Source organism: Salinispora pacifica DSM 45544, assembly GCF_000378845.1.
GTDB classification, from domain to species: domain Bacteria; phylum Actinomycetota; class Actinomycetes; order Mycobacteriales; family Micromonosporaceae; genus Micromonospora; species Micromonospora pacifica.
On the sequence record NZ_KB905359.1, the window covers coordinates 4,794,753 to 4,820,074 of the forward strand.

18 protein-coding genes and 1 pseudogene are annotated in these 25,322 nt (G+C 68.9%); 12 read left to right on the plus strand and 7 right to left on the minus strand.

The features are described from left to right. Nucleotides 1–38 precede the first annotated feature (38 nt). Nucleotides 39–1,907, minus strand: a complete 1,869-nt coding sequence (typA, locus tag SALPAC3_RS0122060) for a translational GTPase TypA (protein ID WP_018223346.1) — start codon at nucleotides 1,905–1,907, stop codon at nucleotides 39–41. A gap of 142 nt (nucleotides 1,908–2,049) precedes the next feature. Between typA and SALPAC3_RS0122065 the strand changes: the two genes are divergently transcribed. Then, nucleotides 2,050–3,465: a DedA family protein gene (locus SALPAC3_RS0122065; RefSeq protein WP_018223347.1), complete on the plus strand. Its 1,416-nt coding sequence runs from the start codon at nucleotides 2,050–2,052 to the stop codon at nucleotides 3,463–3,465. Nucleotides 3,466–3,523: 58 nt separating this feature from the next. Then, nucleotides 3,524–4,363, plus strand: coding sequence for a lytic transglycosylase domain-containing protein (locus SALPAC3_RS26085; protein ID WP_018223348.1), 840 nt, complete (start codon nucleotides 3,524–3,526; stop codon nucleotides 4,361–4,363). A 45-nt stretch (nucleotides 4,364–4,408) separates the two neighbouring features. On the opposite strand, the gene SALPAC3_RS0122080 is transcribed toward SALPAC3_RS26085, so the two are convergent. Beyond that, on the minus strand, nucleotides 4,409–6,535 hold the full coding sequence (locus tag SALPAC3_RS0122080) for an MMPL family transporter (protein ID WP_018223349.1): 2,127 nt from the start codon (nucleotides 6,533–6,535) through the stop codon (nucleotides 4,409–4,411). 157 nt (nucleotides 6,536–6,692) lie between these two features. Between SALPAC3_RS0122080 and SALPAC3_RS0122085 the strand changes: the two genes are divergently transcribed. Beyond that, nucleotides 6,693–7,205, plus strand: a complete 513-nt coding sequence (locus SALPAC3_RS0122085; RefSeq protein ID WP_018223350.1) for a MarR family winged helix-turn-helix transcriptional regulator — start codon at nucleotides 6,693–6,695, stop codon at nucleotides 7,203–7,205. A gap of 4 nt (nucleotides 7,206–7,209) precedes the next feature. Then, nucleotides 7,210–8,865 carry a CocE/NonD family hydrolase gene (locus SALPAC3_RS0122090; RefSeq protein WP_018223351.1) on the plus strand — a complete coding sequence of 552 codons (1,656 nt, stop codon included), beginning with the start codon at nucleotides 7,210–7,212 and terminating at the stop codon, nucleotides 8,863–8,865. 109 nt (nucleotides 8,866–8,974) lie between these two features. On the opposite strand, the gene SALPAC3_RS28855 is transcribed toward SALPAC3_RS0122090, so the two are convergent. The 3 genes and pseudogenes from SALPAC3_RS28855 to SALPAC3_RS0122100 form a co-directional block, all read right to left on the minus strand. Then, complete coding sequence (locus tag SALPAC3_RS28855) at nucleotides 8,975–9,670, minus strand: FG-GAP repeat domain-containing protein (RefSeq protein WP_232430573.1); 696 nt, start codon at nucleotides 9,668–9,670, stop codon at nucleotides 8,975–8,977. Nucleotides 9,671–9,739: 69 nt separating this feature from the next. After that, nucleotides 9,740–10,456 (minus strand): annotated as a pseudogene (locus SALPAC3_RS28860) (S1 family peptidase); the annotation flags it as partial. Between the two features lie 821 nt (nucleotides 10,457–11,277). Then, nucleotides 11,278–11,481 carry a cold-shock protein gene (locus SALPAC3_RS0122100; protein ID WP_018216284.1) on the minus strand — a complete coding sequence of 68 codons (204 nt, stop codon included), beginning with the start codon at nucleotides 11,479–11,481 and terminating at the stop codon, nucleotides 11,278–11,280. Between the two features lie 185 nt (nucleotides 11,482–11,666). Here SALPAC3_RS0122100 and SALPAC3_RS0122105 point away from each other — a divergent pair, with 185 nt between their 5' ends. The 7 genes from SALPAC3_RS0122105 to SALPAC3_RS0122125 all read left to right on the plus strand — a co-directional run bounded on the left by SALPAC3_RS0122105 (nucleotide 11,667) and on the right by SALPAC3_RS0122125 (nucleotide 22,736). Continuing rightward, nucleotides 11,667–12,347 carry a class I SAM-dependent methyltransferase gene (locus tag SALPAC3_RS0122105; protein ID WP_018223353.1) on the plus strand — a complete coding sequence of 227 codons (681 nt, stop codon included), beginning with the start codon at nucleotides 11,667–11,669 and terminating at the stop codon, nucleotides 12,345–12,347. A gap of 92 nt (nucleotides 12,348–12,439) precedes the next feature. Further along, nucleotides 12,440–13,123 carry a DedA family protein gene (locus tag SALPAC3_RS0122110; RefSeq protein WP_018223354.1) on the plus strand — a complete coding sequence of 228 codons (684 nt, stop codon included), beginning with the start codon at nucleotides 12,440–12,442 and terminating at the stop codon, nucleotides 13,121–13,123. Nucleotides 13,124–13,213: 90 nt separating this feature from the next. Beyond that, nucleotides 13,214–14,866 carry an FAD-binding oxidoreductase gene (locus SALPAC3_RS0122115; RefSeq protein ID WP_018223355.1) on the plus strand — a complete coding sequence of 551 codons (1,653 nt, stop codon included), beginning with the start codon at nucleotides 13,214–13,216 and terminating at the stop codon, nucleotides 14,864–14,866. Between the two features lie 373 nt (nucleotides 14,867–15,239). Beyond that, nucleotides 15,240–19,208, plus strand: a complete 3,969-nt coding sequence (locus SALPAC3_RS29100) for an ALF repeat-containing protein (RefSeq protein WP_080635267.1) — start codon at nucleotides 15,240–15,242, stop codon at nucleotides 19,206–19,208. A 15-nt stretch (nucleotides 19,209–19,223) separates the two neighbouring features. Continuing rightward, nucleotides 19,224–19,616: a hypothetical protein gene (locus tag SALPAC3_RS27480; protein WP_080635214.1), complete on the plus strand. Its 393-nt coding sequence runs from the start codon at nucleotides 19,224–19,226 to the stop codon at nucleotides 19,614–19,616. A gap of 270 nt (nucleotides 19,617–19,886) precedes the next feature. After that, the gene (locus SALPAC3_RS28060) at nucleotides 19,887–20,429 is read left to right on the plus strand and encodes a hypothetical protein (RefSeq protein WP_157632336.1); all 543 of its coding nucleotides are present in this window, start codon (nucleotides 19,887–19,889) and stop codon (nucleotides 20,427–20,429) included. A gap of 105 nt (nucleotides 20,430–20,534) precedes the next feature. Continuing rightward, nucleotides 20,535–22,736, plus strand: coding sequence for a tachylectin-related carbohydrate-binding protein (locus tag SALPAC3_RS0122125; protein ID WP_026185813.1), 2,202 nt, complete (start codon nucleotides 20,535–20,537; stop codon nucleotides 22,734–22,736). Nucleotides 22,737–22,858: 122 nt separating this feature from the next. On the opposite strand, the gene SALPAC3_RS0122130 is transcribed toward SALPAC3_RS0122125, so the two are convergent. Next, nucleotides 22,859–23,512, minus strand: a complete 654-nt coding sequence (locus tag SALPAC3_RS0122130; RefSeq protein WP_018223358.1) for an MBL fold metallo-hydrolase — start codon at nucleotides 23,510–23,512, stop codon at nucleotides 22,859–22,861. A 7-nt stretch (nucleotides 23,513–23,519) separates the two neighbouring features. Next, a complete protein-coding gene (locus SALPAC3_RS0122135; RefSeq protein WP_018223359.1) occupies nucleotides 23,520–24,236 on the minus strand; it encodes a maleylpyruvate isomerase family mycothiol-dependent enzyme in 717 nt (238 codons plus the stop codon). A 114-nt stretch (nucleotides 24,237–24,350) separates the two neighbouring features. Here SALPAC3_RS0122135 and rsgA point away from each other — a divergent pair, with 114 nt between their 5' ends. Beyond that, on the plus strand, nucleotides 24,351–25,145 hold the full coding sequence (gene rsgA / locus SALPAC3_RS0122140; protein ID WP_018223360.1) for a GTPase RsgA: 795 nt from the start codon (nucleotides 24,351–24,353) through the stop codon (nucleotides 25,143–25,145). Nucleotides 25,146–25,322: the final 177 nt, after the last annotated feature.

Below are 25,322 nucleotides of genomic sequence, written 5' to 3' on the forward strand. Positions count from 1 at the left end.
CTCCGCGCGTCTCGCGGTGTCGGCGCCCCGGCGTGGCCTCAGCTGGAGTGCTTACGACGGGCCGCCGCCCGGGCCCGCTGCGTCTGGTCGAGCAGTACCTTACGGATCCGCACCGCGGCCGGGGTCACCTCGACGCACTCGTCCTCGCGGCAGAACTCCAGGGCCTGCTCCAGGGAGAGCTTGCGGGGCGGGATCAGCTTCTCCGTCTCGTCGGCGGTCGACGAGCGCATGTTGGTGAGCTTCTTCTCCTTGGTGATGTTGACATCCATGTCGTCGGAGCGGGAGTTCTCCCCGACGATCATGCCCTCGTACACCTCGGTGCTCGGCTCGACGAAGAGGGTGCCGCGCTCCTGCAGGTTCATCATCGCGAACGAGGTGGCGGTGCCGGTCCGGTCGGCGACCAGCGAGCCGTTGTTGCGGGTCCGGAGCTCGCCGAACCAGGGCTCGTACGACTCGAAGACGTGGTGCAGGATGCCGGTACCCCGGGTCTCGGTGAGGAACTGGGTGCGGAATCCGATCAGACCCCGCGCCGGGACCAGCCACTCCATTCGGATCCAGCCGGTGCCATGGTTGACCAACTGCTCCATCCGACCCTTGCGGGTGGCCAGCAGCTGGGTGATCGCGCCCAGGTACTCCTCGGGCGCGTCGATGGTCAGCCGCTCCACCGGCTCACAGGTCTTCCCGTCGATCTCCTTGGTGACGACCTGCGGTTTGCCGACGGTCAACTCGTAGGACTCGCGGCGCATCTGCTCGACCAGGATGGCCAGGGCCAACTCGCCGCGGCCCTGTACCTCCCAGGCGTCGGGCCGTTCGGTCGGCAGGACCCGCAGCGAGACGTTGCCGATCAGCTCCCGGTCCAGTCGGTCCTTGACCATCCGCGCGGTGACCTTGGCGCCCTTGGCCCGGCCCACCAGCGGGGAGGTGTTGGTGCCGATGGTCATGGAGATGGCCGGCTCGTCGACGGTGATCAGTGGCAGCGGCCGCGGGTCCTCCGCGTCGGCGAGCGTCTCCCCGATCATGATTTCCGGGATGCCGGCTACGGCGATGATGTCACCCGGCCCGGCGGAGTCGGCCGGCTTGCTCTCCAGGCCCTCGGTCATCAGCATTTCGGAGATACGCACCCGCTGGCTGCTGCCGTCGGTGCGGCACCAGGCGACGGTCTGCCCCTTGGTGATCGTGCCCTGTCGGACCCGGCAGAGGGCGAGCCGGCCGAGGAACGGCGAGGCGTCCAGGTTGGTGACGTGCGCCTGGAGCGGGGCCTGCTCGTCGTACGTGGGCGGCGGGATGGTGTCGAGCAGGGTGCGGAACAACGGCTCGAGGTTGTGGCTGTCCTGCGGGACGGCGCCGTCGGCGGGCTGGGTGAGGGAGGCGATACCGTCCCGGGCGCAGGCGTAGACGATCGGGAAGTCGATCTGTGCGTCGTCGGCGTCCAGATCGAGGAAGAGCTCGTAGGTGTCGTCCACGACCTCCTTGATCCGAGCGTCGGGCCGGTCCACCTTGTTGATGACCAGGATGATCGGCATCCGCGCCCGGAGGGCCTTGCGGAGCACGAACCGGGTCTGCGGTAGCGGGCCCTCACTGGCGTCCACCAGCAGCACGACGCCGTCGACCATGGTGAGACCGCGCTCCACCTCGCCGCCGAAGTCGGCGTGCCCCGGGGTGTCGATGATGTTGATGGTCACCGGATCGGAGCCGTCGGCCGGCAGGTACCGCACGCCGGTGTTCTTTGCGAGAATGGTGATGCCCTTCTCGCGTTCGAGATCCATCGAGTCCATCACCCGTTCGGTCACCTCACCCCGGGCGCCGTAGGCGCCAGCCTGCCGCAACATGGCGTCAACCAGGGTGGTCTTGCCGTGGTCGACGTGGGCGATGATGGCGACGTTGCGGAGGTCGGTGCGAAGCTGCATGCCTCCATCCTTCCGCCTGCGCGGATCCGGCGCAGCGTCGGGGTCATCCGGGGTCTTCCCCGGGGTATCCCGGATCTCTACCGAAACGCCTGTAACTCGCGATCGACCGCTGGCAAGCTGACCCTCGTGACCAGGGGCCCGGGTGAATGAGTTGCTGAGCCGGCTGCAGGAGCTGCCACCCGGGCTGATCCTGCTGGTCGCGGCGTTGATCGTGGCCGCCGAGACGGCGCTCATCTTCGGGTTGTTGATGCCCGGGGAGGCCACGCTGCTGTTGGTCGGATTCCTCACCTACACCGGAGCCCTGCCGCTGGGGCCGGCACTGCTGGTGATGATCGCCGCGGGTGTGCTGGGAGATGCGGTGGCGTTCCGGGCCGGTCGCCGGTACGGGCCCCGGCTGCGCGCCAGCCGCTTCGGTGCCCGCGTCGGGCCCCACCGGTGGCGCCGCGCGGACGCGATGCTCGGAAGACTGGGGGGCCGGGGGGTCTTCACCGCCCGCTGGGTGGCCTTCGCCCGGACCCTGGTGCCCCGGCTGGCGGGGGCGGGGCAGATGCCGTACCGGCGGTTCGCGCCCTGGAACCTGGGTGGGGTGGTGACCTGGGTGGGGGGCTCGGTGGTCGCCGGAAACCTGGCCGGCGAGTCGTACGAGACGGTCTCGCACCTGCTCGGCCGAGCCACGGGAGCGGTCCTGGTGCTGCTCGGGGCGGTGCTGGCGGTGCTGCTGGCGGGGCGCTGGCTGGGTCGAAACCCGGACCCGGTACGGGCGTTGCTGTCCCGGGCCGGCGGCCTGCCCCCGGTGCGCGGGCTGACCCGTCGCTACGGGGCGCTCTTCGGTCTGCTCGCCCGCTCCCTCGGTCCGGGGTGGACTTTGCTGCTGAACCTGGTTGCCGGTCTACTGCTGCTGTTCCTGGCTGGGCTCGCCGTCGCCTGGGTGCTCGGCGTGGTGGTCCGGCGGAGCGGGTTGTCGGTGGTGGACGGCGCCGTCGCCGACTGGTTCGCCGCCCGTCGTACGCCGGAGGCGGTGGAGGTGGCGCTGGCCGCGGTTTCGGCGCTGCGCGGCCCGGTGGTGATCCTGTTCGTGTCGGTGGTGGCGGCGGGGGTCGCCTGGCGGCAGCGACCCTGGCGGGCAGACCTGCTCAGCGTGGTGGGCACCGTCGGCGCGTGCATGCCGTTGGTGGTGCTGGCGGTCGCCGCAGACGTGGTCCAACCCGACCGATCCGGCCCGCCGGTGTTGTTTCCGACCCAGACCGCCGTGGTCGCCGCGAGCCTGTGCACCCTCGCGTGGCTGCTGTCTCGGGGCGCCCGTTGGCCGGTCGCCGTCGCCGCCTGGACTGGTGCCGCCGCCGGGGTGGTGGGGGTTGGTGGCGCCCGGCTGTACCTAGGCCTGAGCACCGCCAGCAGCGCGCTTTCCGGAGTGCTGCTGGGGGTGGCGTGGACGGCCGTGTTCATGGTGGCGTGGGTGACCCGGGACCGGGCGGTCGGGGTGGCCTCGGACGTCGGCGACCCGGCGGGCCCGGCGGTAGCCGGGTCGCGTTCGCCGCAGGGGGTCTCCGGCGGGTGACGGGGCGGCGGTAGGCATCGACAACTGCTACCTTGCGTCGGTCGGAGGGGGAGACGACATGAAGATGCTCCGGATCGGCGTGGGTGCGCTCGCTGTTGTGCTGCTCACGGTGGGGTGCGCGGGGGAGCGGGGCGAGGTGGCGGCCGATCGGACAGTGGCGGCCAGCACCACGGAGCCCTCGCCGACCGCCACCCCGTTCGCGCGGACGGAGTGGGGTGACGCGCCGAGCCACAGTGCCACACCCAGCAGTTCCGCCGGCGGTGGGCCCGCATCGAAGCCCGCCGCCACCGCGTCGTCTGGGGCGGCGGCGAAATCCGCTCCGGAGACGCAGGCCCCACCTCCGCCGCCGGAGTCGGAGCCGACCGGCTGCCCACCCCGCCACGAGGGCACGCCGGCCTCCCGTACGCAGATGAGGTCGGCACTCACCGACGCCGCGGCGAAGACGTACTGGCCGACCTCCGCACCGGAAATCCGGATTCCGGCGGCCCTGGTGAAGGCGACCGCGTGGCAGGAGAGCGGCTGGCAGTCCACGATCGTCGCCTGTGACGGCGGCATTGGGTTGATGCAGGTGATGCCCGCGACCGCAGACTGGATGAACCAACGGTTCGGGCAGAGCTACGACGTGTGGGACTACCGCGACAACGCCTATCTCGGCGTGAACTACCTGGCCTGGCTGACCAAGTACATCGGCGACGAGTACTTCGACGGCGACTACCGGCTGGACGCGGCGCTGTGCTCGGCCGAGCTGAACTCGTGCCTGCTCAATGCGGTGATCGCCAGTTACAACTACGGCCACGCGGCGGTGGCGAGCGGGGAGGGCCCGATCACCATCCCGAATCCGCGGTATGTGGGCAACGTCCGCGCGCTGATGACCGAGTGCGTCTGTCTCACCTACTGACGGTTCGGGCGCCACGCCCACGCCGTGGCGCCCGAACGAGGGCCGTCAGTCGTGGGCGGGGACCGGTACCGGGGTGGCCGGTGTCTGCCCGGGGGCCACGGCCGGCGGGCGACCGGGCCACCAGAACCGGTCGCCGAGCAGGAACACCAGGGCGGGGACCAGCACCGTCCGGACGAGCAGGGTGTCGAGCAGGACACCGATGCAGACGATGACTCCGATCTGGGTGAGCAGGATCAGCGGGAGCACGCCGAGGACGGCGAAGACCGCGGCGAGCAGCACCCCGGCGCTGGTGATGACGCCGCCGGTAACCCGGAGAGCCGAGAGCATCCCGTCCCGGGTCCCGGTGTGGCGGGCGTCTTCCCGGGCCCGGGTGACCAGGAAGATGTTGTAGTCCACCCCGAGGGCGACGAGGAACACGAACGCGAGCAGGAGCACGCCGCTGTCGAGTGCGGGGAAGCCCAGGACGTGGTCGAAGAGCAGCCACGCCGCCCCGAGGCTGGCGAAGAACGACGCGATCACGGTGAGTACCAGCAGCACCGGGGCGAGCAGGCCGCGCAGCAGCAGTACCAGGACGGCGGCGACCAGCAGCAGGATGATCGGCAGGATCAGCCGCAGGTCCAGCGTGTTGGCCTCGGCGGTGTCGTAGCCGGCGGCGACGGCGCCGCCGACCAGGGCTCCGTCGTGGGGGCCGGTGCCGGCAACCGCGGGTGGGGCGGAGTCGGGTACTGCGGCGACCGCCGCGCGCAGCTCCCGTACCGTCTGGTCGGAGGCGGCGGTGCCGGGCTCGGCGGTCAGCACCGCGTCGACCTGGGCGACGGTGGCGCCGGTGCTACCCGGTTGGGCTGAGGCGACGCCGGGCACCGTGGCGGCGGCCGCAGTGACCGCGGCGACGGCGGTCGGGTTGGTGAGCACCGCGACCGGCTGGGTGGTCCCGGCGGGAAACGCGGTGGCCAGGGTCTGCGCTCCGGCGACCGCCTCCGGTTCGACCCGGAACTGTTCGGTCTCCGACAGCCCGGTGCGGACGCCCAGGCCGCCGAGGGCGAGCCCGGCCAGCAGCAGCGTCGCCAGCACCGCGACGGAGGCCGGGCGGCGCAGGACCACGGTGCCGAGCCGGCCCCACAGGCGTCCCTCGGTGACCGCGCTGCCGAGGCGCGGGACGAACGGCCAGAACAGGCCACGGCCGAAGATCACCAGGGCGGCCGGGAGTACGAAGAGCGCGGAGAACATGGCGAACACGACGCCGGTGGCGCAGGCCACGGCGAGCGCCCGGTTGTTCTCCTGCTCGGACAGCAACAGGGTGAGAACGCCGAGGACCACGGTGGATCCGCTGGCCAGGATGGGTTCCGCGGTGCGGCCCAGGGCGGTTCGCATCGCCGTGAAGCGGTCCGCCTCGCGGCGTAGCTCCTCCCGGTAGCGGGCGATCAGCAGCAGCGCGTAGTTGGTGGCGGCGCCGAAGACGAGGACGCTGGCGATGCCGGTGATGGCCCCCGACTGCAGGTTGATCCCGACCGCCGGCACGATCGTCTCGATCGCGCGCAGGGTGAGCTGCTCGGTGGCGGCGACGACCACCAGCGGCACCATCCAGAGGATCGGGCTGCGGTAGGTGATCAGCAGCAGCAGCGCCACCACGGCGGCGGTCACCGCCAGCAGGGTGGTGTCCGCGCCGTCGAAGACCCGGGTCAGGTCGGTGGTGAAGGCCGGGGCCCCGGTTACGTCGATGGTGAGGTCGCCCGGAGTGTCGGCCAGCACGGCCCGCAGCTCGTCGATGGTCTCGACGGTCCGTTCCTGCCCCTCGGTGGCGGACAGCGGTACGGCGATCAGGGCGACCGAGCCGTCCGGGGCGACCTGCGGTGGCGGCACCTGCCCGTTTACCGCGAACCGGCGAAGTTCGTTGCTCTGCCCGGTGAGGGTCTCCTGGTCAGTGGTGGTGAGCGCGTTGCCGTCGGTGCGGCTGACGACGACGAGAGCCGGTTGGACCTCGCTGGCGGGCAGCTGTTCCTGGAGCCGTTCGACCTGGGTGGACTGCCACTGGTCGGAGAGACCGGTGGCGGATACGGGGGCGGGGTTGTCGGGCTTCGGCAGCCCGAAGACGGCGGCGCCGAGGACGATCGCGGCGAGCACGGTGAGCCACGCGGCCCACCTGCCCCGCGCGACGTGGGTGAAGACGGACATCGTTTCCTCGTGGGCTCGACGGGATGACGGCTCGGGTGCTCACATCGGGGAATACGCGATTGCCAAGTATCTTGGCAGACGAGATTATCGGTATCTCCGCTATGCTGCAACCACACCACCAGGGCGAGGAGAAAATCGGGACGTGGCAGGTCAGAGCATGTACCGGCGACGCGACACCCGACGCGAGCACCTCATCGCGGAGATCACCAACGAGCTCCGGCGGTACTCGGTGGACGCCCAACACGTCGGCCACGCCTTCGCCCACCTGCACGGACTGGGCGCCACCGACCTGCAGGCCCTGATCGCCGTCATGGACGCCGAACTACACGGCGACCCGATCACCCCGGGTCGGCTCGGCGAACAACTCGACCTCTCCTCCGGGTCGGTCACCGCCCTCCTCGACCGGTTGGAACGCGCCGGCCACGTCCGCCGCGACCGCACCTCCACCGACCGGCGCAAGGTCCTGGTGCGCTACGCCGACCGCGGTGCCGAGGTGGCGAGGGAGTTCTTCCGACCGCTCGGTCGCCGGACCGACGCGGTGATGCTCGGCTTCACCGACGACGAGTTGGAGACCGTCCACCGCTTCGTCACGGCCGTCCGGGCCACGCTCCGCGAACACCGCGACGCGGTCCGGGCCGCCCGCCCCGAGCCCCGCCGGGCGAACGGCTGAGGCCGTGTTCGCGGCGCTGGCGACCCGGGCAGCCACGGCCGTGTTGCGCCTGCCGCCGTCACGTACCCGCCGGGTCAGGCTGACCCGGGACATCCCGGTCCGAGTTCGCGACGGCGTGTCGCTGCGCACCGACCACTACGCCCCGGACCGCCCGAACGCGCCCACCGTGCTGATCCGCACCCCGTACGGGCGGGGCGGGCCGATCCGGCTGCTCGGCCGGCTCATCGGCGAGCGGGGCTACCACGTGGTGATTCAGTCCTGCCGGGGCACCGGCGGCTCGGACAGCCGGTTCGACCCGCTGGTCCACGAGCGCGAGGACGGCCTCGACACCCTCGACTGGCTACGGCGGCAACCCTGGTGGAACGGCGAGTTCGGCATGTTCGGGGTCAGCTACCAGGGCTTCGTCCAGTGGGCCGTCGCCGCCGACGCCGGGGCGGACCTCCGGGCGATGGTCGCGGTGGTGACCGCCTCCGGCACCCGCGACTCGACGTACCCGGGTGAGTCCTTCGCCCTGGACACCGTGCTCACCTGGGTCGAGCTGCTCCAGGCGCAGACCGTCGGGTGGCTCGCCCGGCAGTGGGAGCTCCGGCGCGGCCAGCCCCGGCTCGCCGCCGGCCTGTCCCACCTGCCGTTGGCCGAGGCGGACCGGGTGGCCACCGGGGTGACCGTGCCCTTCTTCCAGGAGTGGCTGCGCCACCACACCCCCGACGCGGCCTACTGGCGGGCCCGGGTCTTCGGCGACCGGCTCGCCGAGGTGCGCGCCCCGGTATCCATGATCGGTGGCTGGCACGACATCTTTCTCCCCGCCCAGCTGCGTGACTTCGCGGCCCTGCGAGACGCCGGTGCCGCGCCCCGGCTCACCGTCGGGCCGTGGACGCACGGCAGTCCGGGGCTCTTCGTCGCCGCGCTCCGCGACGGACTGGACTGGCTCGACGAACACCTGGGTGGCTATCCGGAGCGCGCTCGTACCCCGGTTCGCCTGCACGTCGGCGGGTCCGGCGGTGGTTGGCGGGAGCTGCCGGACTGGCCGCCCCCAGCCACGCCGACGCCCTGGTACCTGCACCCGGAGGGCGTGTTGCGCGCCGCGCCGTCGCCGGCCTCAGCCGCGGACGGTTTCTGGTACGACCCGGCCGACCCCACCCCCTCGGTGGGCGGCCCGCTGCTGGTGGCCCAGCAGGCCGGCCCGGTCGACAACCGGCGCGTCGAGGCTCGCCCGGATGTACTGACCTGGAGCAGCGCGGCCCTGCCGGTCGCGTTGGAGATCATCGGAGCGGTCGAGGCGGAGGTCTTCGTCCGAAGTGAGCTGCCTCACCTCGACGTCTTCGTGCGACTCTGCGACGTGGACCGTCGAGGTCGCTCCTGGAACATCTGCGATGGGCTGGTCCGAATCAGCCCAACCACCTTCGCGGCCGACCCGACGGGCGCGGTCCGCGTCGCGGTGCCGTTGTGGCCGGTGGCCCACCGGTTCGCCGCCGGTCACCGACTGCGGGTGCAGATCTGCGGTGGGGCCCATCCCCGATACGCCCGTAACCCCGGCACCGGTGAGCCGCTCGGCACCGCGATCACGCTGCAGGCCGGATGGCGGGAGATCCTGCATGATCCGCGGCACCCGTCGGCGGTGGTCCTGCCCATAGCGCGGGACGTGCCGAGCGAGTCGTAGGCCGCGGTGGGCGGCCGACCAGTTTCTGGCCTGGCCGCCCACCGCTGCCCCAAAACGTGATCTCTAACCAATGCGGCGGGAGCCGCCGCCCGGCAGGTTAAAGGTCAGGTTAGAAGAGTCGTGGGAATGCGGTGGTGGTCGAGCCGCTGCCGACGATGTATGAGTTGGTGAATAGTTTGTTGTCGGCGGTGAGGTCGCCGGTGGAGGGGAAGGCGCGGAGGTGGCCGACGGCGTTTTGGTGTATGAGGTCGGTGCGGCCGTCGCCGTTGAAGTCGCCGGTGATGATGCGTGGGGCCAGCGAGGTGGTCCAGCCGCTGCCGACGACGATTGAGTTGGTGAATAGTTTGTTGTCGGCGGTGAGGTCGCTGGTGGAGGGGAAGATGTGGAGGTGGCCGGCGGCGTTCTGGCGCATGAGGTCGGTGCGGCCGTCGCCGTTGAAGTCGCCGGTGATGATGCGTGGGGCCAGCGAGGTGGTCCAGCCGCTGCCGACGATGTATGAGTTGGTGAATAGTTTGTTGTCGCCGGTGAGGTCGCTGGTGGAGGGGAAGATGCGGAGGTGGCCGACGGCGTTTTGGTGTATGAGGTCGGTGCGGCCGTCGCCGTTGAAGTCGCCGGTGATGATGCGTGGGGCCAACGAAGTGCTCCAGCCGCTACCCACTGCGACATCTGATCCAACGAACATTCGGTTGTCCGCCGACAGGTCGCCGGTGCCGTGCCAGCCCCGGAGCGTCCCACCGGGATTCTGGTTGATCAGGTCGGAAATGCAGTCACCGGTGTAGTCCCCGAACTGGACAACCTGGCTCACCTGAGTATCGGTTGTGGCCCACCCCGCTGCGTTGCAGCCGGATGGGGTGTTTTCCTGGATCCAGTCGGCCAGGTCGTCAACCCTAGTGCCAGTCGCGCCGTCCTGGGTTGTTGTCTCGCCCAAGCAGCCCTTCTGCCAGGACGTGTTATTAATCGCTACGAGCTGCGGGTCGCCGTCGTTCTCTCGGAATACTGGGCCTCCCGCGTCGCCTTTACAGATCGTCGCGTCAGTCGTGGCGCCGTCAATGCTGATGAGTTCGGGATCAACTTCCGAGACCGTGAATGGGGCGGCATGTAGCCGGTTCGGCACCCACTCGGTCGCGGTTCGACCGTATCCGGAGACCGTGAGTGTCTCGGCGGAAGCTGGCTCAGCGGCAGCGATCGGAATAGCCGGGATTCCGACCATCCGCCCGGAAATCCGAACGAGGGCGAGGTTGCGGTCCGGGTGTGGGACGATCGATACCGCCTGGGTTTCGTGCCCGGTAGGGGCTGTTAGGTCCGTACGGCCAACAACCACGGTCGTTGGTTGGGTGGGCGCCCCGTCGGCAACGGGCGCTCCCCCCTCGACGAAACAACTCTTCGCTGTCACTACCCAATTCGGTGCTATCAGGGCTCCGCTGCACGCGGAGATATCGCCAAAAGTGATTTTTGCGGTAAAGCTGTGAGCGCCGTCTGGGACCGGATCGCCTCCGGCGACCGCGCTGGCTGAGCCGCCGCTCAACAATCCGGCGACCAATGTGGTGCCGAGTAGCGCTGCGCTCCAACGGAGTCGGTGATGTGGTGACAAGGGTTCTCCCGTCAGAGGTGTGTTGGGGCGTGGAGGGCCAAGCTCCGACCAGCGAACGCTGGCGAGGGCTTTTGGTGCACTCCTCGGTCAGCCTAGATCACGCGCCCCTAAGAATTGTGGGCCCCACCTCGAACGGCATATGGCCGATATTCTTATCCCTTTGATGCAATTTTCGTCATAGTTAGGTGTGAGATCATACTGATTCCCAGATTTGGGACTAATAGGGCCAATAGGGTTGATGTAGGTTGTTTAGTTATGGGGCTGCGCCATAACTAAACATAGTGGACCTCGGCTGCCTGCGCCGGCGTGTGGAGGAGCGACCAGATAGAGCCGTGGCCACCGGAAACCAGATCTATGCGGTCACCACAACTGGGTTGAGTGGTCGCTCCTGCGCTGCGTGGTGCAACGCGGGCGCTGCGAAGCTCCGGGGCGGCAGCGGCATCGCCTTTCCGGCAGCGGGACGCAGCTGTGCAGAGCGTTGGCCAGCGGATTGTGGCAGTGTTGCGGCGTGGTCGACCGGTCCGAAGCGAAACGATGGTGCCGCCAGATTCTGGGCAGCGGCGGTAGCTGGTATGCCGGAGGGGCGCTCTGCAGGGTGCCCGGGTGGTGTCGGGCTGCGGCGACTGGGAATGACTTCGCGCCGCTGACCGGACTTGAGCCCCAACCCGCGGCGTGGGTGGCGCTACGACCGGCGGTAAGGGATGAGCTGCCTATCGCTGGTGCCAGCGAGGTTGTCTAGACACGAGTGTCTGACTTGCGTGGCTCTGGAATGACGGACGGTGACGGCGGCCGGTTGATCCGACCACCGCCACCGCACCGGGTCACGCCGGGCGGACGTTATCCGCCTGCGGGCCCTTCTGGCCCTGGGTTACATCGAAGTCGACCTTCTGGCCCTCGCTCAGCTCCCGGTAACCGCTCATCGAGATCGACGAGTAGTGGACGAAGACGTCCGGCCCCCCGCCATCCTGCTCGATGAAGCCGAAGCCCTTTTCTGCGTTGAACCACTTGACGGTGCCGGTTGCCATGCATCTCTCCCTGTTCCAAGCGGGCGAACCCCGGCCGGCGGCCGATGATCGCCCGGTACCTTCCCGACAGTAGCGGGCCGCGCGCCAATCCGCTGGACGAAGTGCCGTAGGCAACGAAATGACCGGTCCGGGGCGGACCTGCCAAACACCGCACGGTGGCAACCAGACTGGGTCATGCTGCCCCGGTGGGCGTAGCCGCGACCGCGTTGGTCGACCTGGAGCGGGAGATCGCTGCGCCCGGCCACGGCCTCGACCGGCTGCGACTGTTGCCCGTGCCGTTCGTGCCCGAGCTGCGCCTGCATCTGGCCGAGGACCCGATTGTCTGGTGGGCGCGGATGGAGGCCCGAGCCGGGCACGCGCTGCCCCCGCCGTACTGGGCGTCGGTGTGGCCCGGCGGTCAGGCCCTCGCCCGGCACCTGCTCGACCACCCCGGCCTGGTGGCGGGTCGCCGGGTACTCGATCTGGCCGCTGGCTCGGGGGTGGTCGCGGTCGCCGCCGCGCTGGCCGGCGCCGCGCGGGTCGTGGCCGCTGACACCGATCCGTACTCGGTCGCCGCTGTCACGGTCAACGCGCGGGCCAACGGCGTGCGGATCGCGGCTACCGACCGGGACCTGCTGGACGACACCCCCGCCGAGCTGGACCTGCTGGTGGCCGGCGATGTCCTGTACGACCGGGCGATGGCGGCGCGGATGCTGCCCTTCCTCCGCCGCGCCACGGCCGCCGAGGTCAACGTGCTGGTCGGCGAGCCGGGACGCGGTCACGTACCGGCCCATGGGATGGCGATCGTCGCTGAGTACCTGGTGCCGACCACCGAGCCGACCGCCGACTCCCCGGTGCGGCGGGTGCAGGTGCTGCGGCCCGCCTGACCGACGCCGGCGGTGACCCTGAGCGGGAATCAGGGGGGAGCTGGGGGCCACTCGGATATCCAGGGAGGCGGCGTGGTTCTAACGTGTCGGGCATGGATTGGCTGGCCCAGATCGGAGAGCTTCCCACTTTCCTGCTGTTGGGGGCGCTCGGGTTGGTGATGATCCTCGATGCGATACCGCTGCTGGGAGTGTTGGTGCCCGGGGATGTGGCGATCCTCGCGGCGGTGGGGGTGCAGGGTCCCACCGCCGGCCTCGCCGTGCTCGGCACCGTGGTCGCCGGCTGCCTGGCCGGCTGGTCACTGAGCTTCCTGGTCGGTCGTCACCTCGCTGACCGGCTGCGGCGGGGGCGAGTCGGTGACTGGATCGGCGAACAGCGGTGGGCGGCGGCGGAGCACCTGTTGCGCCGCAGCGGCGGCCACATGGTGCTGGTGGCGCCCTTCCTACCGGTCCTCAACGCGCTGTTGCCGCTGGTCGCCGGTGGGCTGCGGATGTCGTACCGGCGGTTTGTGGGCTGTGCGGCGCTTGGCGCGGCGGCGTGGGGCGGGCTCTATCTGGTGCTGGGCACGGCAGCCCGGTCGATCACTGGGCTGCTGCCCGGCGCACCCAGCCCGATGGTGGTGACGATGGTGGTCGGTGTGCTGTTCGCCACCGGGGTGTTGGCGGTGACCCGGCATCGGTTGCGGCCGGAACTGCCCGACGACGGGCAGCCGGCCCCAGCCGGGTCCCTCCACCCGGCACCGGCGCCGGAGCAGAGGTCCGGCGCCGACCGTGGGTGACGTGTCAGCGGCGCGGGCGGTGGGATACCGGTCACATCGTCCGTCGAGTAGGTTCACTGCATCGACGTCAGTGACGGTGGGGGAGACTGGATGCCCGCGAAGCATCGTTCATGGTGGGGCTGGGGCCACATCGAGGACGCGGTCAACGGCGCTGAGGCCGCGCGGCTCGCCGACCGGGTGCGGGCCCTGCTACCCGACGTCGACCTGACCCCACACGAACCGCCACCGGTGGCCGAGTTGGACCTGCCGCCGACGCGGATCACCCCGCCGGCGACGCTGGCGCACCTCTGCGCGGCTGAGCCGGCCGACCGGGCGGCGCACGCACACGGAAAGGCGTTCCGGGACGTGGTCCGGAACCTGCACGGCGACGTGCGGCACCCACCGGACGTGGTCGCCCGCCCCACCTCCGAACAGGACGTGGTGGACGTGCTGGACTGGTGCTCGCGCTCCGGCCTGGCGGTCGTGCCGTACGGTGGCGGTTCCTCGGTCGTTGGCGGGGTGGAGCCCCGGGTGGGCGACGGCTACCCCGGCACGGTCAGCCTCGACCTCGGCCGGCTCGATCGGGTGCTGGAGGTCGACCGGACCAGCCGGGCGGCGCGGGTCCAGGCCGGCGTGTTCGGGCCGGCGCTGGAGGAACACCTTCGCCCGCAGCACCTCACCCTGCGGCACTTCCCACAGTCGTTCGAGTTCTCCACCGTCGGCGGCTGGCTGGCGACGCGGGCGGGCGGGCACTACGCGACGGTCCTGACCCACATCGACGACCTGGTGGAGGCGCTGCGGGTGGTCACCCCGGCCGGCATCAGCCAGTCCCGACGGTTGCCGGCCTCCGGCGCGGGACCGTCACCGGACCGGCTCTTCCTCGGCTCGGAGGGCACGCTCGGCGTCATCACCGAGGCGTGGCTCCGGGTGCAGGACCGGCCACGGTGGCGGGCCGACGCGGCGGCGCACTTCGACGACCACGACGCGGCCGTCGCGGCGACCCGGGCAATCGCCCAGTCCGGGCTGCACCCGAGCAACTGCCGGCTGCTCGACCCGGCGGAGGCGCTGCTGAACGCCGGCACGGCCACCGGCGGTGGGGTGCTCGTGTTGGGCTTCGAATCCGCGGACCATCCTGTCGGGCCCGCGCTGGAACGGGCCGTCGCACTGTGCCGCGACCACGGTGGGACGCTGCCCGAGCCGCCCCGGGAGCGCGACGCGTCGACATCCCGGGGGAGCGGCGCCACCGACACCTGGCGGTCGTCGTTCCTGCGGATGCCGTACCAGCGGGACGCCCTCGCGGCCCGGTCGATGATTGTGGAGACCTTCGAGACCGCTTGCACCTGGGACCGCTATCCGGCGCTGCGCGCCGCCGTGCTCGACGCGGTCGGCGCGGCCCTGCGGGAGGTCGGCGCCACCGGGGTGGTCACCTGCCGGTTCACCCACGTCTATCCGGACGGGCCAGCCCCCTACTTCGGCGTCTACGCCGCCGGCCGGTGGGGCAGCACCCTCGCCCAGTGGGATCAGATCAAGGCCGCCGTCTCCGCGGCGCTGCTCACCGCCGGGGGCACCATCACCCACCACCACGCCGTCGGCCGCGACCACCGACCCTGGTACGACCAGCAGCGCCCCGAGCCGGTGGCGCTGGCCCTGCACGCCGCGAAAGCTGCCCTGGATCCATCGTGGGTGCTCAACCCCGGCGTCCTCCTGGACGCTCCGGGAGTCAGCGGTGCGACCCCTCCGGCGGCCAGCTCCGGGAGTTCGTAGACCGAGTGGCTTCGTCGGGGCGCCTGCGGCACCGCCCGCGTTTGTAGCCCGGCCAGCAGGTGTTGGTACCGGCGTGATGGTCGCGAAGCTAGACACTGGGGATTGGGCGGTAGGTGCCTCTGCCCTATGTCGTCAATCGTGACGATGTGAGTTGTTTACGCTGGTGACTATTTGCGACTAACCCCATCTGTCGGACTTTTGCCGCTTGCGTGTTATTGCGGCAGCGGTTACAAGCTGCGATGGGATTTGGGTTAGGGTTCCGGACGCCATCTATCTGGGGGAGTTCACTGTGGCTGCTTCGTCGCTTCGACTTGACACGATCTTTGCTTCGGGGCGTGTGGTCGCCGCGTGGGTGCGGTGGGTCAGTGTCCTCATGGTGGCGGTAGTAGTTGCTTCGTTGCTACCTCCGGAATCTGCGGCGCGGGCAGCCGAGGTGGGTGATGAGCGTGCGTGGGTCGTGGCAGATCTACTGTCGGGTAGCCCATCAGTGCGTCGCGCGGCGGAAGCCGCGTTGTTGGGGTCGGATGAGGACGTCCAGGAGTTCCTTGAGTCGGGTCGGGATGAAGCCGTCCGGGCGGACACCCGAGCGGCGGCACGGGTGTTGGCGGGGATGGATGGCCCGGCGATGCGGACGGCGGCGCTGGACGTGTTGGCGGGTTCTGATGAGGAGTTAAGTGCGTTCGTTGACGGCGGTTGGAAGTCGGCGTGGGCTGCGGATGAACGAGTGCGGGCGTATCGATTGTTGGAGTCGGGTGGTCCAACGGTGCAGGCCGCCGCAGAGGAGGCGTTGGCGGGGTCGCCGGAGGAGCTGACGGAGTTTTTGGCGCAGGGGCGCCATGAGGCGCTGTTCGCTGACGACCGGTTGGCGGTGACGCGGATGTTGACCGGGGGGGTCAACAACAGCGGGCCGGTGTTGGACGCGTCGGCTCAGCAGGCGTTGGCGGGCTCGGCGCAGGAACTGCGGGAGTTTGTGGAGTCCGGGCAGTTCGTGGCGCGGGCCCGGGATGAGGAGTTGGCGTCTGTTCGGAGTTTGGTGGAGCAGGCCAAGGAGGCTGGTGAGACAACGTCGCGGGAGGCGTTAGCGGCGACGGAGTGGTCGGGTCGAGCAGCGGCGGCTGCGCAGGAAGCAAAGGAGGCGGCGCAGGAGGCGGCGCAGGAGGCGGCTGCGGCTGGAGGCGATGCGGGACGTGCATCGGCAGCGGCGGGCCGGGCGGCGGATGCGGCGCGGGGCGCGGCGGATGCGGCGCGGGACGCGGTGGGTGCGTCGAACGCGGCGATGCGGGCGGCACGGGTGGCGTCGGACGCGGCGCGTAAGGCGACGACGGCGGCGTCCTTGACGGCGCGGGCGGCGGCGCGGGCGCAGCAGGCAGCGGCGGACGCACGCACGGATGCTAATAAGACGGCAGCGGCGCGGGAGGCGGCGGAGTCGGCGCGGGACGCGGCGGCGAAGGCGCGGGAGATGGAGCAGGTTCGGGCTGAGCGTGATCGGGCGTTGGCGCAGGCGAAAGCTGCTGCTACGGCGGCCAAGAGCGCGAGCGCGAATGCTGATAAGGCGGCGGTGGCGGCGAATGCCGCAGCGGGGCATGCGGGCGTGTCGGCGGAGCAGGCGGCGCGGTCGCGGGCGGCGGCGGCGCAGGCGCAGCGGTTGGCCTCGGCGGCTGCGCGAGCGGCGGATCGGGCGTATCAGTTCGCGGTGGCGGCGGCAGCGGCGTCGGAGGAGGCGTTCGACTTCGCGGCGCAGGCGGCGGCGCATGCGGAAGCGGCGGCGGATGCTGCGGAGGCAGCGGCTGAGGCGGCGGGTGACGCGGCGAACGCGGCGAAGGAGTCGGCTAAGCACGCCGCGGCGGCTGTGGCGGCGGCAAATACCGCGGTGGCGGCGGCGAATCAGGCGGTGGAGTTGGAGGCGCTGGCTCGGCAGGAGGATGAGACGAGGCTGGAGGAGGCCACGGAGCAGGGTGTGCTGGCCGCGCAGGAGCAGCTTGCGGCGGAGCAGGAGGCCAACCTTGCCGCCGGTGACTTGGTGGCGTGGAACCGTGAGTTGTTGTGGGACACCGCGGAGGAGGATCGGGTTGATCCTGCTACCCGACAGCTATTGGACGAGGCCACCGTGGCGGACGCGCCGACGGATGTGGTGCTGGACCGGGGGCGTCGAGCGGCTATCAACCTGTTGACCACCGGAGGCGAGTGGACGCGGGCCGCTGCTGCGGAGGCGTTGGCCGGTGGTGAGGTCGAGCTGCGGTCCTGGTTGACCGATGGGCGACGGGTCGCAGTGGGTCAGGATGACCGGGCACGGGTGTGGCATCTGATCGACGTATTGCCGGATGGGAATGAAAAAGCCGCGGCGCAGGCAGCGTTGGCCGGCGATGACGCGGCAGTGGAACAGTTTCTACGGACCCGAGACTACTCGGGGAAGTTCTACAACGACCGGCTGACGATCTATCGGATGCTGGATGGGGCAGGGCCGTCGGTGACGACCGCGGCGGAGCAGGCGCTGTCGGGTTCAGCCGCAGACATGCACGCGTTTTTGCGGCAGGGGCAGTATGTGGCGCGAGGCGCGGATGAGCGGCTCGAGGTATTTCGGGCGATGGACTCCGGCGGTCCGCAGGTGAAGGCTGCTGGCCAGGTGGCTCTGGCGGGGCCGGAATCGTTTGCTTCATACTTCCTGACGGTGTCGCGGTATCAGGCGGCGCAGCGCGATCAAGAGCAGGCCGCGCACGTGGCGGCGGTGAAGGCGCTGATCGCTGAGGCGCAGCAGTATGCGCAGACCGCGTTGGCGGATGCAGCCGAGGCGCAGCGGGTCGCGGCGGACGCGGCCGGTAAGGCCGCCGAAGCGCAAGCCTACGCCCAGCAGGCCATTGACGCGGCAAACATCGCCGCTGGTCACGCCAATGACGCCGCCGATTCGGCCAGCGCGGCGAAAGCCTCCGCTGATCAGGCCGCTCAGTCCGCTACCACTGCCCGTAACGCTGCGGCCAGCGCGCAGGTCAGCGCGGACAAGGCTGCCAAGTCCGCTGCGACCGCCACCGCCGCCTCAGAACGCGCGAACGTCCATGCACAGTATGCATATCAGGCGCAGGAGGATGCGCGGGCCGCAGCGGCAGCGGCCGGTAAGGATGCGCTCGCAGCAGATCTGGCTGCGAGGGAAGCTTCTGAGATCTACACCACGAAACTCAAGGAATGGGAAGCTGAGCAGCGTAGCACCGAACCAGGCAGCAGCAGCGATGGGGCTGGTACCGCGCTGGAGCAGCACCGGACCTGGGGATGCTTCACCGACATTGAAAACTTGAACGCGGACTGTGCGAAAATCGCGGGTGACTTCGCGTTGGCGCTCCAAAACCCAGGGTCATGCAATATCCCCGCTAATAGTGGCGGACCCGGATGTCGCATGGTTGACGACCTCAAGGGGTTCGTCGAGGAAAACCCCGAGGTAATGCTTGACATGCTCCAGTTCGCGCTCATGGCATGCGGTCTCGCCCCCGTTGTGGGTGAAGCCTGCGACGCCGTCGATGCTGCTGTGTCCTTCAGTCGCGGTGACTGGATAGGTGGTTTCCTTTCCATCGGTGCTATGGTCCCGTTCGCGGGCTGGGTCGCCACAGGGGCCAAGGGAGTCCGTTCTGAGGACAAGCTGCGTGATATGCAACGCATCGCCGACAGTCTCGCCAAGGGCTGCAAGAAGCCGAATAGCTCTACCTTCAGCACCTGGACCGAGGGCATCGCCGCCGGTGATGTTGTCACCGCAACCGCAACCGCAACCGCCACTGATACCGGTACGAGTGCCGGCAAAATCACTACAGCAACCATCGGCACCAACCCGGCAAGCAATGCTGTCATAACCGAGCACCCATCCTGGCCAGCCAGGCAAAGAATCTGGACGCTGGCAGGGGAAGTAGCTGTTAGTCTCTGGCTCCGAATGCATGCGGGATCCCTCGCTACGATCGGCAATCTTACAAATTATTCTGTCGGTTCGTACGTAGGCAATCTCGTCGCTACTGGCTTTCACCCGTATTTTCGAATCTATAGCAGTTCGATGCTGGTGCAGAGCGCCGGCGGCGCGGCGTGCTGGCGAATTGCCGACGCCAAAGATATCTCGCATGGCCACGCCAATCAAAAGCATGCCCAAGAATTTCCGGGAATGTCGTCCTCCGACTTGGAGAGGCATGTAGCGGATGTAATGGCAAACCCTAAGCGGGAAAGGCCATTAAAGGATAATCGCAAAGCCTATCTGGGTCAAGATGGAAACACTATCGTAATTCACGATCCAATGCATCCCGATGGCGGGACTGTTTTTCGTAGGGATGGAACTGAAGAACAAGTTAATGATTACTTGGATGGCCTAAGTTGAATCGAGGGTAGTCGAATGACAGTCGACCGAATTGCAGATGATTCGCTTAATGATGACGAGCGTGATCTACTTAGGAGGGGCCTGCTCGAGTGGGCTGGCCCTGCTCGTTGCACCGAAGAGCTTGCTGTTGCTATGGGTTTCACCGGCATTGCCGACATGCTTACACAATCCAAAAGGATTCGAGCCGCCCTTGCTGCCGATGAAAGAATTGAGGCAATTGATTGGGCTCGAGCCCTTATGGCTACGGAGATTGCGTTTGCAAGCGATGTTATCGGGTCCGGTGTCGAATGGGCAACGACAACTGGTTTGTCCGATGAATCGACGATCAAGACCTTGAGGTTGGTGCAGCGAAAGTTGGTGCGGATCGTTGCTCCGTTGGTGGGTGACCAGTTGGGGACACGCTCTTGATCCGTGGTGAAAGTCGGCTCGCATCCCAAGGTGTGGTAGCAGTTTGGTGCCAATCTAGTTTATCAAATTGTTAAGAGATGGACTCCCCGCGACCGCCATGAGATGGGCGATGTGCTCACGGTTGAGGGTATCGGAAGGTGATCGAATAATTGGAACCGGTTATAGTGAGCTGGTTATGTGTGGCGCGCTTCGAAGGATAGTCGCTGTGATTTGATGGTTTGCTAGTTTGTTTTGCATGGATTCTAGGGATGTGCTACTTGAGGAGGGCGTATGAAAAATCTGCTGATTTTCGGTTCGGCTTCGGTGCTGGCTGCGGGTTTTGTTGGGTTGGGGGTAGGGTCCGGCTCGCTGGCGTCGGCCGCGGGGGTGTCGTCAGAATCTGATTCACCACCCTCCTTGGTGGAGGACTTTACTCATCCTGGTGCTGATCAGATTTTGACTGAGCACGGATTAAAAGTCTACAAAGGGGACGGGAATATTTGGTTCTCGTCGTCGCGCCTCTATGGCTCCCCTGAGGGTCGGTGTCCGGTAGGGGAGATTCAGGTGGAGAAAGCCCTGGAAGTGGCTCCACATGGTGTGTGGTTTTGCTTCCAAACTCGGGGTACGGAAGGCTATCTGACGTTGGAGGTCCCTGCAACGTTTGGCATTCGTGGTGGCAGTGTCCCGGTCGAGGCTGTTGCGGATCTGGGTGAGGATGGCGAGCAGACATTCGAAGTTCCACCGAATAGGCCGGTTGTAATCGATACTGGTGATCAGGGAGAAAGGCCTGAGGCAATCTTGGTGGAGTTGCGCCTGACTCCAGGAGAGTCCTAATAGGTATGGGGAGTCCCGTAGAGGCCAATGCTTCCCGGTTGGCCATCTGCGGCAACCCGCCGATGTCCGTGTCGATTTGCGTTGTGCCGTTTGTGTGAGGATATTGTGTCGGTTCATGTTTTGCGTCGTTGGGGTGCGGCCCTGACCGGGGCTGTGCTTGCGGCTGGTGTGTTGGGTGGTGGTGTTGCTCGGGCTGTTGGTGGTTCTGATCCGGTTCCGGATGGGGCGTATGGGTTCACTGCCAGGGTGGTGTTTGGTGGTGATCGGGCGTGTACGGGTGTGCTGGTCGACCAGGATTGGTTGTTGACGGCGAAGAGCTGTGTCAGTGATGGTGTTGGGCCGGTGGTTCGGGGGGCGCCGGGGAAACCTACTAGTGCGGTGATTGGTCGTACTGACCTGACGGGGACGGCGGGTCAGGAGCGTGCGGTGGTGGCGGTGGTGCCGCATCCGGATCGGAACCTGGTCTTGGCGCGTCTGTCCGCGCCGGTTACCGATGTTGCTCCGGTGGGGCTTGCCGACACTGCTCCCGGGGTCAGTGAGACGGTGATGGTCGCGGGGTATGGCCGTACGGCTACGGAGTGGGTGCCGGATCGTCTGCATGCTGCGGCGTTCACTGTTGAGGATGTCGCTGCGGCCACTGTTGGTGTGGTGGGGGCGTCGGCTGGGGCGACGGTGTGTAGGGGGGATGCCGGGGGGCCGGTGTTCCGCGATGTTGAGGGTGCGTCCGTACTGGTGGCCGTTAGTAGTACTTCGTGGCAGAAGGGCTGTCTGGGGGAGACGGAGACCCGGGACGGGGCGACCGCGACCCGGGTTGACGACCTTGGTGCGTGGGTCGGTGAGCAGATCGCTGACGTGCAGATTTTCGGTGTGTTGGATGATGGCCGGTTGACCTACAGTGTGATTGATTCGGCTACCGGGGAGCTGCGGGCGGACCGGGAGTCGGCTGCCAGCCTCGGTTTTGTTCCGAAGGCGATGGCCACGCTGAACGAGGACACCATTCTGGTCACCGATCCTGATGGCAAGATGCATCGGGTGGATGTCACCGGAACGGATCCGTTGACCTTCACTGCCACCTGGGTGATGAGCGGGTGGTCTCCGTATGACCGGCTGACCTATGACGGGTACGGGTCGTTGTACGGCATCCTCGACAACGGTGAGCTTCGCCGTCGGACGTTGACCACCGAGAAGCCGAGTAGCGCGGAGCACATCAGCCGGGGCACCGTGATCGGTACCGGGTTCGGGTTGAGGGCCATCACGTCGCCGGGTGCGGGACGGATCCTGGGTAACGCCTCGGGCGGCCGGCTGCTGTCGTACACGATTCACGGTAGCGGTGCCGAGGCGTGGTCCAGGGACGATCTGGCCGCCAGTGGTTGGTCGGCCCCGACGCAGTTGCTCTCGCCCGGTGGTGGCCACTACTACGCGCGGACCTCGAGCGGTCGGTTGGACCGCTACCGCGACGTGAATCCGTTCGACGGTAGCGGCAGTGACATCCAGTCTTTCCCGAACGATCCGGTCAGCAGCAGCGGCTGGGACCAGATACTGCTGTCGGCGCGGCCGTGGACCGCACTGGTGTCGGTGTACGGGGTGAACTCAGACGGTCGGATCTCCTACACCGCGCTGGACCCGGTCACCGGGGCGAAGGTGGCCAGCACCGTGTCGGAACAGACCCTCGGGTTCACGCCGAAAGCGCTGGCAACTCTCAACTCGGACACGCTGCTGGTCACCACCGAGACCGGTAGCCTGCACCGGGTCGACATCACCGGCACCCAACCGCTGACCTTCACCCGCACCGCTGAGCGTCTCGGTGGCGGCTGGACCCACGACCTGCTGGTCTACGACGGGCACGGCTCCCTGTTCGGCCGCGCCGGCGGCAAGTGGCTGCGATACACCGTGACCAAGGCCAAACCCGCGAACCCGGCCACCGACCTGATCAACGGAACGACCATCGTCAGCAGCGGCTTCGGCGTACCCACCCTGGCAGCCACCGGTGAGGGACGCCTGCTGGCAACCACCAACGCCGGCGCCCTCATCGCCTACACCGCCGTCGGCACCAACGACTGGAGCCGGGCAGACCTCGCCACCAGCGGCTGGGGCAATGCCACCGCACTGTTCTCACCCGGCGGCGGCCTCTACTACCGACGCGACGGCAACGGCGTCGTGACCGGCTACCTGGACACGTCCCCGTTCAACGGCAGCGGCACCGACATCACCCCGTACACCCCAACCGGCACCACCAGCAGCGGCTGGGACCCCATCCTCTCCGCCCAACCGTACAACTCCTGGCCCGACAACACCCGCCGCTGGTAACGCCCGACGAACCCCTCAGCGGTAGACCCTGGAGTTGACACAGCTGGCCGGCACCCTGATCGGTGCCGGCCAGCGGTCTTTCCTCCCCGGATGGTGGTTGTTAGTGGCGTGGAGACGGTGGACTACCAGCCGCGGGCTCGCCACTGGGGCAGGGCGGGGCGTTCTCGGCCCAACGTGGAGTCCTTGCCGTGGCCTGGGTAGAACCAGGTGTTGTCGGGTAGCCGGTCGAAGAGGCGCTGCTCAACGTCGTCGATGAGCTGAGCGAAGCGTTGCGGGTCCTGCTCGGTGTTGCCGACCCCGCCGGGGAAGAGGCTGTCCCCGGTGAACAGGTGTGGGGTGCCGGATGGGTCCTGGTAGAGCAGGGCGATCGAGCCGGGGGTGTGCCCGCGCAGGTGAATCACCTCCAGCGTGCAGTCGCCGACCGGGATGCGGTCGCCGTCGGCGAGGGGCTCCACTGTGATCGGCAGCCCGGGCGCGTCCTCGGCGTGCGCCAGCGGCCGGGCGCCGGTCTCGGCCACCACCTCTGCGAGTGCCAGCCAGTGGTCCATGTGCTGGTGGGTGGTGACCACCGTGGCGAGGCCGGCGGCGCCGATCAGGTCGAGTAGCCGGGGGGCCTCGTTGGCCGCGTCCACCAGGACCTGCTCGCCGTTGCTCCGGCAGCGCAGCAGGTAGGCGTTGTTGTCCATCGGGCCCACCGAGACTTTGGTGATGGTGAGCTGGCCCAACTCGCGGGTGGCTGGCGGGCCGCCGGGGGTGACGTCTCCGGTGTAGGTCATTGGTCGGTCAGATCCATTCGGGTGGGGTTGGTAGCGGGCCGTCCGGGGTGACGGTGAGCCGGGTGCCGCGGCTGCGGCCGATCAGCCAGGCGGCGAGGTGGGGCGCGGCGCCGCGCACCGTGGGGGCGGCGGTACGGTCGCCGACCACCAGCTCGTGCTCTCTGCCGTCGCAGCGCAGCACCATCGGCGGCGCGTCGAAGCGCCGGGCCAGCCCGGTGGCGACCTCGCGCAGCAGCCGCTGGCCGAACGCCTCCGGCCAGTCGGCGGGCTGGTAGTCGATGGCCAGGTCCACGTGGTGCACCTCGATCTCGCGGAGTCGACCCCAGACGAGGTTCGCCGCGGACCACGGCCCGCGTCGGGTGGTGACGGTGGCGCCCCACGCCTCGGCCGGCATCGCCGCCACCGCCTCGGCGAACCGGTCCGCACTGCGGCGCAGGTCGTCCCGGTGTGCCGTGGGTGGGCGGACGGCGCCGGCCTCGATGTCCGCGGAGCGGGCGGCGGGGCTCGCGTACATCGGGATGGGGGCGCCGGTGCGGGCGGCGGTGAGCAGGTTGACGAACCCGTCGGCGTTGCGGGCGAGGTGGGCCAAGACGTGCCCCCGGGTCCAACCGGGCAGCAGGGACGCGGTGGCCAGGCTCGTCTCGTCGAGCTCAGCCGTGGTGCGCAGGAGACGGGCGGTCGCGTCGTCCACTTCGCCGGTCAGCCGTAGTGGATCGGAGGTCACCTCTCGACCCTAGCGGTCGGGCCGTCCGTTCGTCGCCGGGGAAATCGGTTTCGGGTGCGCGGCGGTGCGCCCTACGGTCGGCGGCAACGCGCGGCCGGGAGGTCGGAGGAGGTAGTGGATTTCATGACCATCGACCTGACGGCTCTGGGCTGGGACGCCGACTGGGCGTCCGACGCACGACGGCGCGCCGACTGTCAGCCGGGCCGGGTGGCTCGGGTGGAGCGGGGGGTGTGCACCGTCCTCGGCGCTGCCGGCCCGCTCCGCGCCACCCTCGGCGGGGCGGTGCTGGCCACGGCGGCCCGGGACCGGAGCTACCTGCCGTGCGTGGGGGACTGGGTGCTGCTCGCCACCTGGCCCGACCGGCACGTGACGGTCGAGGTGGTGCTGCCCCGGCGTACCGCGGTGGTGTCCCGGACCACCGGCAGGGCCGGCCAGGGGCAGGTGCTGGCGGCCAACCTGACCGTCGCGGCGGTGGTCGAGCCGATGCGTCCCGGGCCCGACCTCGGACGGATCGAGTGTCTGCTGGCGCTCGCGCGGGAGTCGGGAGCCCGGCCACTGCTGGTGCTGACCAAAGCTGACCTGGTCGCCGATCCGGCTGCGGTGGTGCGGCAGGTCGCGGCGGCGGCGCCGGGGGTGCCGGTGCTGCCGGTCAGGGCGCAGCGAGGTGATGGGCTCGACCCGCTGCGCGCGGAGGTGGCGCCGGGTCGGACCCTCGGCCTGCTCGGCCCGTCCCGGGCGGGCCGGTCGAGTCTGGTGAACGCGCTGGCCGGCGCGGTGACGCTGCCGACGTCGGCGAGCCGGCGGGTGGACGGCGCGGGCCGACCCCACTCCGCTGGGCGGGCGCTGGTGGCGGTGCCGGGCGGTGGCGCGGTGGTGGAAACCCCGGGGGTACGGGCGGTGCCCGGCTGACCGATCTGAGCTGGGGGAATGCGCAGGCGAAGGGAAGTGTCACACCCCAGGGCTAGGCTTGCCGAGGCGCTCTTTGGTGCTTTGGGAACCAGGTAACAAAGGTAACCAAGTGAGTGACAAAGGTGACCAAGTGACCAGGGAACCACCACGCTCAACGGGCTAACCACCACGCCCGAT

Bases quoted from the DNA above. Each gene is read 5' to 3' on its own strand.
- SALPAC3_RS29100 (WP_080635267.1), top strand. From the start codon at position 15,240: ATGGTGGCGGTAGTAGTTGCTTCGTTGCTACCTCCGGAATCTGCGGCG.
- SALPAC3_RS26085 (WP_018223348.1), top strand. From the start codon at position 3,524: ATGAAGATGCTCCGGATCGGCGTGGGTGCGCTCGCTGTTGTGCTGCTC.
- SALPAC3_RS0122110 (WP_018223354.1), top strand. From the start codon at position 12,440: ATGGATTGGCTGGCCCAGATCGGAGAGCTTCCCACTTTCCTGCTGTTG.
- SALPAC3_RS0122085 (WP_018223350.1), top strand. From the start codon at position 6,693: ATGTACCGGCGACGCGACACCCGACGCGAGCACCTCATCGCGGAGATC.
- SALPAC3_RS0122130 (WP_018223358.1), bottom strand. From the start codon at position 23,512: ATGACCTACACCGGAGACGTCACCCCCGGCGGCCCGCCAGCCACCCGC.
- SALPAC3_RS0122080 (WP_018223349.1), bottom strand. From the start codon at position 6,535: ATGTCCGTCTTCACCCACGTCGCGCGGGGCAGGTGGGCCGCGTGGCTC.
- SALPAC3_RS0122115 (WP_018223355.1), top strand. From the start codon at position 13,214: ATGCCCGCGAAGCATCGTTCATGGTGGGGCTGGGGCCACATCGAGGAC.
- SALPAC3_RS28060 (WP_157632336.1), top strand. From the start codon at position 19,887: ATGAAAAATCTGCTGATTTTCGGTTCGGCTTCGGTGCTGGCTGCGGGT.
- typA (WP_018223346.1), bottom strand. From the start codon at position 1,907: ATGCAGCTTCGCACCGACCTCCGCAACGTCGCCATCATCGCCCACGTC.
- SALPAC3_RS27480 (WP_080635214.1), top strand. From the start codon at position 19,224: ATGACAGTCGACCGAATTGCAGATGATTCGCTTAATGATGACGAGCGT.
- SALPAC3_RS0122100 (WP_018216284.1), bottom strand. From the start codon at position 11,481: ATGGCAACCGGCACCGTCAAGTGGTTCAACGCAGAAAAGGGCTTCGGC.